Origin of the sequence: Nonomuraea sp. NPDC048901 (assembly GCF_040649695.1) — a bacterium.
GTDB lineage: Bacteria > Actinomycetota > Actinomycetes > Streptosporangiales > Streptosporangiaceae > Nonomuraea.
In genome coordinates, this window is record NZ_JBEZFW010000014.1 from 1 (window position 1) to 12,692 (window position 12,692).

Consider the following 12,692-nt stretch of genomic DNA (forward strand, 5'->3'; position numbering starts at 1 on the left):
TGACGGGGTTGTGCATCATGCACTGGCTTTTAACACACTGTTGAGTTCTCAAGAAACGGACGCGTACTCCCCAACCTGCGAGAGGCGCACATTTCCTCTTGCCCAGTTTATCAGATCCGCGCGATCCTTGTCAAATCGGCCAATCCGGTACGTTCCGGGCAACCCTGCTAACTTACCTGAAGTTCTGACTCATGTCCAATCACATGTGGACACAGCCTGAAGTTCGGGAGAGATCACTGGGTTTTGCCGGGCTAACTTGCCCTGCGTTGAAGACTCTAGCAGTCCTGGTGCGGGAGAAGACCCAACTTCGGTAACGAATAGGTCTTCCCCCGGTGTGTCTCGCTCAAACACCCAAGCCGGCGAGCTGCGCCTCGAGCCGCACGATGTCGGCCGCCGACTGCTCGGCACGCCCTCTGACCTTGGCGACGACATCTTCGGGCGCCTTGGCCATGAACTGCTCGTTGCCGAGCTTGGCCGCGACCTGAGCCGCCTCCTTGCGCGCGACCGCCAGATCCTTCTCCAGCCGCTTGCGTTCGGCCGCCACGTCGATGGCGCCGGCGGTGTCGATCTCCACGGTCACCCCGCCCACAGTGAAGCGGGCAGTGGCGGAAAAGGCGTCAGACGGCTCCGTGAGCCGCAGGAGTGAGCGGATGGCCCCTTCCTGCCCCGCGAGAGCCGTGCCGGTCAGTCCGAGCCGCGCGGCCACCTTCTGACCGGGCTTCAGCCCCTGATCCGAACGGAACCTGCGCACCTCCGTCACCAGCTCCTGCAGAGCGACGATCTCCGCCTCGGCCGCCGGATCGATCCGGGCGGCATCGACCTGTGGCCATGCTGCCACGGCGACCGACTCGCCGCCCGTGACGGCTCGCCACAGCTCCTCGGTCACGAACGGCACCAGCGGGTGCATCAGCCGCAGCAGTGTGTCGAGCACGTGACCCAGCACGAGCCGCGTGTGCTCCAGCCCCTCACCGAGTTGGATCTTGGCCAGCTCCAGGTACCAGTCGCAGACCTCGTCCCACGCGAAGTGGTAGAGCAGGTCGGACGCCTTGGCGAACTCGAACTCCTCGAAGGCCGCGTCGGCCGTGGAGATCACGCTCTGGAGCCGGGACAGGATCCACCGGTCGGCCGCCGTCAGGTCCAGGCCGTCGAGGGAGCCGGTGGTCGCGCCGTTCATCAGCGCGAAGCGGGTGGCGTTCCAGATCTTGTTGCAGAAGTTACGCGAGCCGCCCGCCCACTCCTCGCTCACCGCGACGTCGGCGCCGGGGTTGGCGCCGCGCAGCAGCGTGAAGCGCGTGGCGTCGGCGCCGAAGCGCTCGATCCAGTCGAGCGGGTCGACCACGTTGCCGAACGACTTGGACATCTTCTTGCCGTATTGGTCACGGACCATGCCGTGCAGCGCCACCACGCGGAAAGGCGGCTCGCCGTCCATGGCGTACAGGCCGAACATCATCATGCGCGCGACCCAGAAGAACAGGATGTCGTAGCCGGTGACCAGCACGGAGGTCGGGTAGAAGCGCGCGAGCTCCGGTGTCGCGTCCGGCCAGCCGAGCGTGGAGAACGGCCACAGGCCCGAGGAGAACCAGGTGTCGAGCACGTCGGCGTCCTGGACGTAGCCGGCGGGCGGATCCTGGTCGGGGCCCACGCACACGACCTCGCCGGCCGGGCCGTACCAGACCGGGATGCGATGCCCCCACCACAGCTGGCGCGAGATGCACCAGTCGTGCATGTCGTCCACCCAGTCGAAGTAGCGCTTGGCCAGCTCGGGCGGGTGGATGCGGGTGCGCCCGTCGCGCACCGCGTCGCCGGCGGCCTTGGCCAGCGGCGAGACGTTGACGAACCACTGCAGCGACAGCCTCGGCTCGACCACCGTCTTGCAGCGCGAGCAGTGGCCGACCGAGTGGACGTAGGGGCGCTTCTCGGCGACGATCCTGCCCTCGGCGCGCAGCGCGGCGACCACGGCGGGTCGCGCCTCGAACCGGTCGAGCCCCTCGAACGGTCCGTGCGCGGTGATCACGCCGCGCTCGTCCATGATGGTCAGCGACGGCAGCGAATGCCGCCGACCGATCTCGAAGTCGTTGGGGTCGTGGGCCGGCGTCACCTTGACCGCGCCGGTGCCGAAGGCCGGATCGACGTGCTCGTCGGCGACCACGGGGATCTGTCGGCCGGTGAGCGGCACCTCGACGAGCGTGCCGATCAGATGGGCATAGCGCTCGTCGGAGGGGTGCACGGCCACGGCGGTGTCGCCGAGCATGGTCTCCGCGCGGGTGGTCGCCACCACGATCTCGTCGGAGTAGCGGATGGAGACGAGCTCGCCGTCGTCCTCGCTGTGTTCGACCTCGATGTCGGACAGCGCGGTGAGGCAGCGGGGGCACCAGTTGATGATGCGTTCGGCCCGGTAGATCAGGCCGTCGTCGAAGAGCCGCTTGAAGATGGTCTGGACGGCCCGCGAGAGGCCGGTGTCCATGGTGAAGCGTTCGCGCTCCCAGTCGACACCGTCGCCGAGCTTGCGCATCTGGCCGAGGATCCGGCCGCCGGACTCCTCCTTCCACTGCCAGACACGCTCCACGAACGCCTCACGCCCGAGGTCGTGGCGCGACAGGCCCTCCTTGGCCAGCTCGCGCTCGACGACGTTCTGGGTGGCGATGCCGGCGTGGTCCATGCCGGGCAGCCACAGCGTCTCGCGGCCCTGCATGCGGGCCCTGCGGGTGAGCGCGTCCTGGATGGAGTGGTCGAGCGCGTGCCCGATGTGCAGGACGCCGGTCACGTTGGGCGGGGGGAGGACGATGCTGTACGGCTCGCGCGGGCTGCCCGGGTCTGCGTGGAAATAGCCTTCGGATACCCAGCGCTCGTAGCTCCGGGTCTCGACGTCGGCCGGGGTGTACTGGGTGGGCAGCTCTGGCGTTGTCACAGTGACCAATTCTAGGGAGGTGGTGGAAAGCGAAACGCCCCAGGGAGTTTGTCTCCGCGGGGCGCTTGCCGTAAGGGAAGGATCAGGCGGACTTTTCCCGCGGCGTGCGCTGCTGTTTCGCGGCGAGCTGGTCGCGGGGTACGAGCGTCGGGATGGCGTGTTCGAGCACCGACTCGCGGGTGATGACCACGCGGGCCACGTCCTGGCGCGACGGCACCTCGTACATCACCGACTGGAGCACCTCTTCGAGGATGGCGCGCAGGCCGCGCGCGCCGGTGCCGCGCAGGATCGCCTGGTCGGCGATGGCCTCGAGCGCGCCGTCGGTGAACTCCAGCTCCACGCCGTCGAGCTCGAGCAGCTTGCGGTATTGCTTGACCAGCGCGTTGCGCGGCTCGGTGAGGATCTGGATGAGCGCCTCGCGGTCGAGGTTGTGCACCGAGGTGATGACCGGCAGACGGCCGACGAACTCGGGGATCATGCCGAACTTCAACAGGTCCTCGGGCATCACGTCGGAGAAGATGTCGGCCATGTCGACTTCTTCCTTCGACCGGATGATGGCGTTGAAGCCGATGCCCTTCTTGCCGATGCGCGACTCGATGATCTTTTCCAGACCGGCGAAGGCACCGCCGCAGATGAACAGCACGTTCGTCGTGTCGATCTGGATGAACTCCTGGTGGGGGTGCTTACGCCCGCCCTGCGGCGGCACGCTCGCGGTCGTGCCCTCCAGGATCTTGAGCAGCGCCTGCTGGACGCCCTCACCGGAGACGTCGCGGGTGATCGACGGGTTTTCGCTCTTGCGAGCGATCTTGTCGACCTCGTCGATGTAGATGATGCCGGTTTCGGCCTTCTTGACGTCGTAGTCGGCCGCCTGGATGAGCTTGAGCAGGATGTTCTCGACGTCCTCGCCGACGTAGCCCGCCTCGGTGAGCGCGGTGGCGTCGGCGATGGCGAAGGGCACGTTGAGCATCTTCGCCAGCGTCTGCGCGAGCAGCGTCTTGCCCGAGCCCGTGGGGCCGAGCAGCAGGATGTTGCTCTTGGCCAGCTCTAGACCGTCGTCTCTACCTCGGTCGCCGGACTGCACCCGCTTGTAGTGGTTGTAGACCGCCACCGAGAGCGCCTTCTTCGCCTTGTCCTGACCGATGACGTAGGCGTCGAGGAACTCGTAGATCTCCCTCGGCTTGGGCAGGTTGTCCCACTTGAGCTCAGAGGACTCCGAGAGCTCCTCTTCGATGATCTCGTTGCAGAGATCGATGCACTCATCGCAGATGTAGACGCCTGGACCGGCAATGAGCTTCTTGACTTGCTTCTGGCTCTTCCCGCAGAAAGAGCACTTCAGCAGGTCTCCCCCGTCGCCGATGCGTGCCACCCCAGATACTCCTTTGCGTGGGACCGCCCTGCTCCCGCGATCCGTATCCTCCGGACCGGGTCCGAACCGCTCAGGTTTCGACGTTACCGTCTTCTGGGCCCTCAGTGAGCCCCCTGGCGGCGAGTCGCACCGGAACGTGCCCTATTGGGCAGCGCTCCGGTGCGTCACATCTCATCAGGAAGCGACGGCCTGAGCTCGTTTCTTCCGCGACGGGATGATGTCGTCGATCAGACCATACGCCTTTGCCTCGTCCGCGTTGAGAATTTTGTCGCGTTCGATGTCCTTTCGGACTTCCGCAGGGCGCTTTCCGGAGTGCTTCGCCACGATCTCCTCCAGGAGGGAGCGCATGCGAAGGATCTCGCGGGCCTGGATCTCGATGTCGCTTCCCTGGCCGCCGCCCTCGGTGGACGGCTGGTGGATGAGCACCCTGGCGTTGGGAAGCGCGAACCGCTTGCCGGGAGTCCCGCCGGCCAGCAGCACGGCCGCGGCGGAGGCGGCCTGCCCCAGGCAGACGGTCTGGATCTCCGGCCGGACGAACTGCATCGTGTCGTAAATCGCCGTCATGGCGGTGAAGGAGCCACCCGGCGAGTTGATGTAGATGCTGATGTCACGGTCGGGATCGAGCGACTCCAGCGTCAGCAGCTGAGCCATCACGTCGTTGGCCGACGCGTCGTCGATCTGCACTCCGAGGAAGATGATGCGGTCCTCGAAGAGCTTGTTGTACGGATTCATCTCCTTCACGCCATAGGACGTGCGTTCGACGAAGGAGGGGAGAACGTACCGGCTTTCGATGTTCACTTCAACTCCCCTAGGAGACGGCGCCTTGCGAGGGCACCTGCCTCGCGCTGCGCACGACGTGGTCGATGAAGCCGTAGTCCTTGGCCTCTTCGGCCGTGAACCAGCGGTCTCGATCGGAGTCGGACTCGATCTGGTCGAGCGACTGGCCCGTGTGGTGCGCGATCCGCTCGGCCAGAGTCTTCTTCACATAGAGCATCTGCTCCGCCTGGATGGCGATGTCCGCGGCGGTGCCGCCGATGCCACCGGACGGCTGGTGCATCATGATGCGCGCGTGGGGCAGCGCGTAGCGCTTGCCTCTCGCGCCCGCCGACAGCAGGAACTGCCCCATGGAGGCGGCCAGCCCCATGGCGACCGTGGCCACGTCGTTGGGCACATATTCCATCATGTCGTAGATGGCCATGCCGGCGGTCACCGACCCGCCAGGCGAGTTGATGTAGAGCCAGATGTCACGGTCGGGATCGTCGGCCGCGAGCAGCAACAGCTCGGCACAGATGCGGTTGGCGATCTCGTCGTTGACCTCCTGCCCCAGCACGATGATGCGCTCGCGCAGCAGGCGCTGGTAAAGCTGGTCCTCAAGCCGGAAGGACGAGCCGTTCTCACGGCCTCGCGACTCAGGCTGATAGAAGGTCGGCGGGCTGGTCACAGCGTCACCTTCCGATGCGTCGTAATCGATTGGCTTTGCTTGTGACCCTAACGCGCGGGGCACACAGCTCATGCCCGGTCTGCCTACTGTTCGCTGACGGCGCAGGTAAGGCCGCCCAGAGCAGCGCGAAGCCCCCGAACCGTCCGGATCGGGGGCTTGGTGCCGTTTCTGGGGCTAGGCGTCGGCCTTCTCCTCGGCCGCCGGCTCGTCGGCCGGCTCCTCGGTGGGCTCCTCGCCGTTGATCTCGGTGTAGATGGCCTTGAGGTCGACCTCGTTGCCGTCGGTGTCGACCACCTTGGCGGCGTCGCCGATGACGGACTTGGCCTTGTCACGGACGATCTCGACCATCGCCAGCGTCAGCTGGTCGTTGTCGGCCAGGTGCTGGGCCAGCTGGTTGGGCTGGACGCCCATCTCCATGGCGCGGCGGACGACGAAGTTGGTCAGCTCCTGCTCGGAGACGCCCAGGTCCTCGCTCTTGACGATCTTGTCGAGGACGAACCCGACCTTGATGGCCTTGGCGGAGCTGCTGTCGAACTCGGCGAAGCGCTCCTCCTCGGTCGTCTGGTAGAGGCGGAAGAAGGCGTCGCGGCTGAGCCCGCTCTCGGCGATCTGGTGCTCGAGGTTGTGCTTGCGGGCGTCGACCTCGGCCTTGAGCGCGCTGTCGGGGATCGGCATCTCGATCTTGTCGAGCAGCGAGTCGAGGGCCTTCTCGCGGGCCTGGACGACCTGGTCGACCAGCTTGTTGCGGCGGGCCTGCTCGCGGATGCTGTCCTTCAGCTCGGCGAGCGTGTCGAACTCGCTGGCCAGCTGGGCGAACTCGTCGTCCAGCTCGGGCAGGACCTTCTCCTTGACCGTCTTGACGTTGATGATGACGTCGGCTTCCTCACCGGCGTTCTCACCGCCGACCAGCTCGGTCTTGAAGGTCTTCTCGTCGCCCGCGGACATGCCCGCGAGGGCGTCGTCGAGACCCTGCAGCACGGAGCCGGCGCCGACCTCGTAGGAGACCTCGTTGGCCTGCTGCTCCTCGATGTTGGCACCGTCGATCTCGGCGCGCAGGTCCATGACGACGAAGTCGCCGGCGGCGGCCGCGCGCTCGACGCCGGTCAGCGTGGCGAAGCGCTGGCGCAGCGCGTCGAGCTGGGCGTCGATGTCCGCGTCGGCGACCTCGGCGGAGTCGACCGTGACCTCGGTGCCCGCGTATTCGGGGACCTCGAAGGCGGGCCGGACGTCGACTTCGGCGGTGAACTCGACCTGCTCGCCATCCTCGATCTTGGTGATCTCGATGTCGGGCTGGCTGACCGGGAAGAGGTCGACCTCGTCGACGGCCTGACCGTACAGCTTGGGCACCGCGTCGTTGAGGGTCTCCTCCAGCACCACCGCGCGGCCGAAGCGCTGCTCGATGATGCGGGCCGGAACCTTGCCAGGGCGGAACCCGGGGACGCGCACCTGCTGCGCGACCTTCTTGTACGCCGCATCCAGGCTCGGGCGCAGCTCTTCGAACGGCACCTCGACAGTGAGCTTCACCCTGGTCGGGCTGAGCTCCTCGACAGCGGTCTTCACGGGGTGGTCTCCTTGATCAAGCTTCGAGTGATCGCGGGCGCGTCCAGATTTGGTACGGCTCACGCGCCGCGCCCACATGAGCGGCGCTGGGCATGCTCCGCCTTGGCGGGATCCAAGCGCCGTTCGCCAGTCTAGGGTAGATGCGTACCCAACAACGACGTGACGACCCTCAGAACTCCTCGGCGATCACCCGCAGGAGCTCGATGGTCTCGTCCGGCGTCGTGCTGACGGCGCAGAGCCGCTCCATCACCTCGGTGTAGCGGTCGACGTCCTCGCGTTTGTCCAGGTAGAGGGCGCTGGCGAGTTGCTCGACGTACACCACGTCCGGCAGGTCGTGGTCGGGGAAGCGCAGGACGCTGAACGCGCCGCCCTCGGCGCTGTGGCCCCCGAAGCTGAACGGCATGACCTGGATGGTGATGTTGGGCTGGCGCATCAGGTCGATGAGGTGTTCGAGCTGGGCCCGCATCACCTCGGCGCCGCCGATGGGGCGGCGCAGCGCGGCCTCGTCGATGACCGCCCAGAAGACCGGGCCGTCGGGCCGGTCGAACATGCGCTGGCGTTCGAGCCGGAGGTCCACCCTGCGGGCGATCTCCTCCGCGCCGATGCCTGCCGAGCCGGCCGTGACGACCGCCCGGGCGTATTCCTTGGTCTGTAACAACCCCGGCACGAACTGGACCTCGTAGGTCCTGATCCTGGCCGCGGCCTCTTCGAGCCCGACGTAGGCCTGGAACCACGTGGGCAGGATGTCGTTGAACCGGTGCCACCATCCGGGCTCGTTCGCCGTGGCCACCAGGTCGAGTACGGCTGCGCGCGCCTGGGTGTCCACCACCCCGTAAAGGGTCAGCAAATCAGCCACGTCGCGCTCCTTGAAGCCGACGCGTCCCAGCTCCATGCGGCTGATCTTGGATTCGGAGCCCCTGATGAGGTGGCCTGCCTCCTCGCGGGTGACGCCCTTCCCCTCCCTGAGCCTGCGCAGCTGGGAGCCCAGGAGGATGCGCAGCGCCGTAGGGCCGGAACCCGGCTGGTTCTGCGTCACTCTGCCTCCTATCAAGGTCCGCACACACAGTGACACCACATTGCCGGGTATGACAAGGTCTCAACCTGGTGTCCGATTCGGATACCCCTACCCGTAGCCGCTCATGCTGCTGCACATTGCACATGCACGTGCATTTGGGTCTTGCAGCGGCCGGGGATCGTGATCCATGATGGCCTAGTGCATATTGGGCCAAACATGCACGAACCCAGGAACAATCGGGAGGTATCGGCGGGATGGTGGAGGACCCTTTGGCCACTGCCGATTGCCTGCAGATCACCCGTGAAGTGGGGTTCGACAGCCTGTTGAGCTCGGGCAAGCCGTACACGACCTCGTGTCCGCTGCCCTTCCAGGCCGACTCCGTGAAGACCGCCAGGGACGTGACCCGTTCCACGTTACGCGGCTGGGGCCTGCCGGAGTTGGGCGACGACGCCGCCCTGGTCGTGTCCGAGCTGGTGACGAACGCGGTCAGGTACGCGATGTACGCGCGTGGCCGGCGAGAGATCCAGCTGCTGCTGATGCGGGTCGTCCCCCACGTGCTGCTGGCCGTGGCCGACCCGAGCGACAAGATTCCCACGCCCAAGGAGCCCGACTTCATCTCCGAGAACGGGCGTGGCCTTTACATCGTCGAGACCTACAGCCAATGCTGGGGCTGGGACCCGCTGGCTCGTGGCGGCAAAGCCGTGTGGGCCCTCTTCCGTACTGACTCCTGATTTATTACTCTTTCTTGGAGTGAAGGGGAGTACCTCCGAACACGCCTGATCGTCATGACGGCCCGCGCGGCCCGGTCAGGTGGGCCCTGTGTGGCGAGGGAGACCTTCCGGCCCATCGTCGTCGGCTGGAGGTTCCGAAGGTGCGCATGCTCATCCCCATGGCCCTGCTCGCGGCCATCTACTCGGCCGTTCTGGCCGGTCTGGTGCTGCTCGGGATTCCGGTCGTGTACGTCGCCCTCGGGGCGGCCCTCATTCTGCTCGTGCAGTGGTGGTACACCGAGGTACTGGCGCGGCGCATGACCCGGGCCCGGTACGTCACGGCCGAGCAGGAGCCCGAGCTGCACGCCGTACTCGATCGGCTCTGTGCGCTGAGCGACGTGGCCAAGCCGCGGCTGGCGATCAGCCCCTCCCCCGCTCCGAACGCCTACACGGTCGGCCGCTCGCGGCGCAGCGCGACGATCATCGTCACCGAAGGGCTGCGCGCCCGTCTGGAGGCCGACGAGCTGACGGCGGTGCTCGCCCACGAGATCGCGCACATCCAGCACCGGGACGTGGCGGTGATGACGCTGGCGAGCTCGTTCGCGATCGCGCTGGCGGCGTTCGCCAAGGGCACAGGGCGGGCGGCGGTGGAGGCTCCGGGGTTGTTCTTCGAGGAGTTCCCCTTCGGGCTGTTCGTCGGGCTGGCGATCCTGACGGGCGGGGCCGCCGCGGGGCTGGCCAGTTACCTCGCGCACCTGCCGCTGCGCTGGCTCAGCCGCTCCAGGGAGCTGGCCGCCGACCGCGCCGCCGCCGACCTGCTCGGCCAGCCGGGGCTGCTCGCCTCGGCGCTGCTCAAGGTGCACGCGGAGGACGGCATCCCGCTGACCGACCTGCGGCGCGGGGTGCCGGCGTTGGGGCTGGTGGCCTGCCGTACGAAGAAGGGCTCCCTGATGGCCACGCACCCGCACGTGCACGTACGGGTGCGGCGGCTCATGGGGTAGTCCCTCTTACTGGGCGGTCGGTGTGGTCGGCGAGTCGAGCCAGTCGTCGACCAGGGCGGTGAAGTCGTCCCCCGTCCGTTCGTTCAGCCACTTCACGAACGACGCCCGGTCCTGCGTGGTCCCCTTGTGCTCCTGCACCCAGGCACGCAGGGTCGCGAAGAACCGCTCGTCCCCGAGCCGCTTGCGGATCTCGTGCAGCATCACCGCGGGACCGTAGTACACGTTGCTCGCCCCGAACGCGCTCGCCTGGTAATGCCCGGGCGGCCCGAACTGGTTGCGCAGCCTCCCGTCGAGCGCCCGGGCGTCGCGGAGGTAGCTCTCCAGCTTCGAGCCGCCGTGGTCGGCGTACCACGCCCACTCGAAGTACATCGCGAAGCCCTCGTTCAGCCAGACGTCACGCCAGGTCCGGGGCGTGACCGCGTCGCCGAACCACTGGTGCGCCATCTCGTGCGCCACCACATTGGCGGTGAGGAACTCGGGGGCCAGCGTCACCATCTGCTGGGTCTCCATCCCGGAGTCGCTGGTGACGACCACCCCCGCGCTGTTGAAGGGGTAGGGACCGAGCCGCTTCTCCAGCCAGCGCAGGATCGCCGGCGTCTGCCGTACGACGGGCAGGTACTCCTTCCGGTCACCCCGGCGCAGCCAGTACGTGATCGGGATCCCGCGCGGCCCCTTGGCGTCGAAGCGCTGGTAGCGATCGACGGCGAGCAGCGTGACGTAACTGGCCACCGACTCGGTCGACCGCCAGAGGTAGGTGTTCCCCTTACGGCCTTCGAAGCGTCCGTGCGCCACCGCGGCCCACCCGCGCGGCACTGTGACCGCCACGTCGTAGCGGGCTTCGTCGGACGGGTGGTCGTTCACGGGGAACCAGGTGAAGGCCCCGTACGGCTCCTGCAGCGCCCACGCCGACCCGTCGGCGGCCGAGCGCAAGCCGAGCTTGCTCGTGTCCGACCGGTACTGCCCCGTGCGTACAGGCTTGGGAACACCGTGATAGCGGACGGACACCTCGACCCGCTCGTCCGCCGCCATCACCAGTGGAATGACCAGGTGGTCACCCGGGTGCCGGGCCTTGACCGTCTTCCCGGCGACCGTCACCCCGTCCACGCGCAACGCGCGGCCGAAGTCGAGCGAGATCTTGTCTATCTTCTTGACGGCTCTGACGGTGAGCCGGGCCGTACCGGTGAGCAGGCGCTTGGACGGCTTCCAGTCCAGCTTCAGCCCGTAGTGGAGAACGTCGATCGCGGGGTTGCCGTAGGCGGGGTAGACCGGGTCCGCCACCGGCTCCGAGAGCCCCTTGTCGGGTGCGCCCGGCACGGCTACCGCCGCGGTGAGTAAGAGGGAAATGATCGAATGCACCGCGCCACGGTAGTACGTCATGCTTTATGGCGATATAGAACTCCTGGTAAGCGTCATTTCCCTCAGCTCTTGTCGTAGACCCCGGCGGACCACGTTCCGGGCCTGGCTCCCAGGTCGGCGGCCAATTCCAGGGCGACGTCGTACCTGATCAGCTCCTGGGCCGCGTACCTGCCGTTGCAGGTCCCCTTCCGCTTGTCGGGCACGGCGCAGCCGTCCAGTGACGCCTGCCCGATGAGCTCGGTGGGAGGGAAGACCCATACGCGGATGGACTGGCTCCCGTTCAACCATCCGGAGGGGAGCGACCGCCGGTTGTAGGTGTGCCGGGCCGTGCCGCCCTGGCACCGGCTGACCTGTCCCGCGCGGCTGCCCCTGACGGCCGTGACCACCCACGACCGCGGGTTCGCACAGATGACGGCCACGGTGGTGGCGTGGCTGGTCGGCTTGATCTGGAGGTCATGTCCGGTCGCGGACATCGAGTTCATCACAGCCGCGACCCTGGTCAGGCCGTCCAGAGTGGCCGGCGGATCGGGCACGCGCGCCGGTAGCGCGGAGGCCGCGCTCGACGGGCCGGCCGACGCGACGAACTGGGCCGCCGGTACGGGCGCCGGGGCCGTCACCGCCCCCGGCAGCACCCACACCACGGCGGTCGCGGCGGCCCCCGCCAGCACCGCGCCCACGCTCCACCGGGCGAACCGGCCGCGCCTGCCTCTCCGTACGATCTCGGCCACGTCCATGTCCCCTCCGGGTCCGTACGTCGTACGTTCGACGAGCAGCTCGCGCAGGTCGTCTTCGGTATGGTTCATTGCTCCACCTCCATCAGCTGGATCGTCGGATGCACCCGCAGCCGCGTCAGCGCCCGCCCGAGCTGGGTCTTCACCGTGCCCAGAGAGCAGCCGAGCACGTCGGCGCACTGCGGCAGCGTCAGGTCCTCGAAGTAGTGCAGGACGATGACCGCCCGCTGACGGTCCGACAGCCCTCTGATCGCCGTCCAGAGCGCGTCCTTCTCACTGAGCTCGCGGGCGAAGTCGCCGCGGGCGCTCGTGTCGGGGAGCGACTCCGTGGGCACCTCGCCGCGCCATCGTCTGCGCCACCAGGAGGCGTGCGTGTTGGTCAGGATGCGGTAGACGTACGGGTCGGGGTCGCCCTTGATGCGGCGCCACGCCTGCCATGCCCTGGCCAGGGTGGTCTGCACCAGGTCATCGGCTGTACTCCAGTCGCCGGTGAGCACGTAGGCGATCCGGCGCAGCCGGCCCGACCGAGCTGTCACATACTCCGCGAATCCATCCATCACCGGTCATTACTCTCTGGGGGCCTGAACCGGATGACAGCCGCGAC

General features: G+C 67.4%; 11 protein-coding genes. 2 read left to right on the forward strand and 9 right to left on the reverse strand.

Going from position 1 to position 12,692, the window contains the following annotated elements; all coding sequences use genetic code 11:
• Positions 1-343 precede the first annotated feature (343 nt).
• The 6 genes from AB0C30_RS38795 to AB0C30_RS38820 form a co-directional block, all read right to left on the reverse strand.
• Positions 344-2,908: a valine--tRNA ligase gene (locus AB0C30_RS38795; RefSeq protein WP_357953432.1), complete on the reverse strand. Its 2,565-nt coding sequence runs from the start codon at positions 2,906-2,908 to the stop codon at positions 344-346.
• 82 nt (positions 2,909-2,990) lie between these two features.
• Entirely contained in the window at positions 2,991-4,274 is a 1,284-nt protein-coding gene (gene clpX / locus AB0C30_RS38800; RefSeq protein WP_225292608.1) for an ATP-dependent Clp protease ATP-binding subunit ClpX, read from the reverse strand.
• Between the two features lie 174 nt (positions 4,275-4,448).
• Entirely contained in the window at positions 4,449-5,072 is a 624-nt protein-coding gene (locus tag AB0C30_RS38805; RefSeq protein ID WP_214637437.1) for an ATP-dependent Clp protease proteolytic subunit, read from the reverse strand.
• Between the two features lie 10 nt (positions 5,073-5,082).
• The gene (locus tag AB0C30_RS38810) at positions 5,083-5,715 is read right to left on the reverse strand and encodes an ATP-dependent Clp protease proteolytic subunit (protein ID WP_357953434.1); all 633 of its coding nucleotides are present in this window, start codon (positions 5,713-5,715) and stop codon (positions 5,083-5,085) included.
• A 174-nt stretch (positions 5,716-5,889) separates the two neighbouring features.
• Positions 5,890-7,275, reverse strand: a complete 1,386-nt coding sequence (tig, locus tag AB0C30_RS38815; protein WP_357953436.1) for a trigger factor — start codon at positions 7,273-7,275, stop codon at positions 5,890-5,892.
• A 169-nt stretch (positions 7,276-7,444) separates the two neighbouring features.
• Complete coding sequence (locus AB0C30_RS38820; RefSeq protein WP_225292604.1) at positions 7,445-8,311, reverse strand: helix-turn-helix transcriptional regulator; 867 nt, start codon at positions 8,309-8,311, stop codon at positions 7,445-7,447.
• A gap of 248 nt (positions 8,312-8,559) precedes the next feature.
• Here AB0C30_RS38820 and AB0C30_RS38825 point away from each other — a divergent pair, with 248 nt between their 5' ends.
• Positions 8,560-9,021: an ATP-binding protein gene (locus AB0C30_RS38825; protein ID WP_357953438.1), complete on the forward strand. Its 462-nt coding sequence runs from the start codon at positions 8,560-8,562 to the stop codon at positions 9,019-9,021.
• Between the two features lie 146 nt (positions 9,022-9,167).
• A complete protein-coding gene (locus tag AB0C30_RS38830; RefSeq protein WP_357953440.1) occupies positions 9,168-10,001 on the forward strand; it encodes a M48 family metalloprotease in 834 nt (277 codons plus the stop codon).
• A 6-nt stretch (positions 10,002-10,007) separates the two neighbouring features.
• On the opposite strand, the gene AB0C30_RS38835 is transcribed toward AB0C30_RS38830, so the two are convergent.
• From AB0C30_RS38835 to AB0C30_RS38845, 3 genes are read right to left on the reverse strand one after another with little or no spacing between them, the layout of a single operon-like run.
• Complete coding sequence (locus tag AB0C30_RS38835; protein WP_357953442.1) at positions 10,008-11,378, reverse strand: M1 family metallopeptidase; 1,371 nt, start codon at positions 11,376-11,378, stop codon at positions 10,008-10,010.
• Positions 11,379-11,419: 41 nt separating this feature from the next.
• A complete protein-coding gene (locus tag AB0C30_RS38840; protein WP_357953444.1) occupies positions 11,420-12,160 on the reverse strand; it encodes a hypothetical protein in 741 nt (246 codons plus the stop codon).
• Positions 12,157-12,645, reverse strand: a complete 489-nt coding sequence (locus AB0C30_RS38845) for a SigE family RNA polymerase sigma factor (protein ID WP_357953446.1) — start codon at positions 12,643-12,645, stop codon at positions 12,157-12,159. The genes AB0C30_RS38840 and AB0C30_RS38845 overlap by 4 nt, the downstream gene beginning before the upstream one ends.
• Positions 12,646-12,692 lie beyond the last annotated feature (47 nt).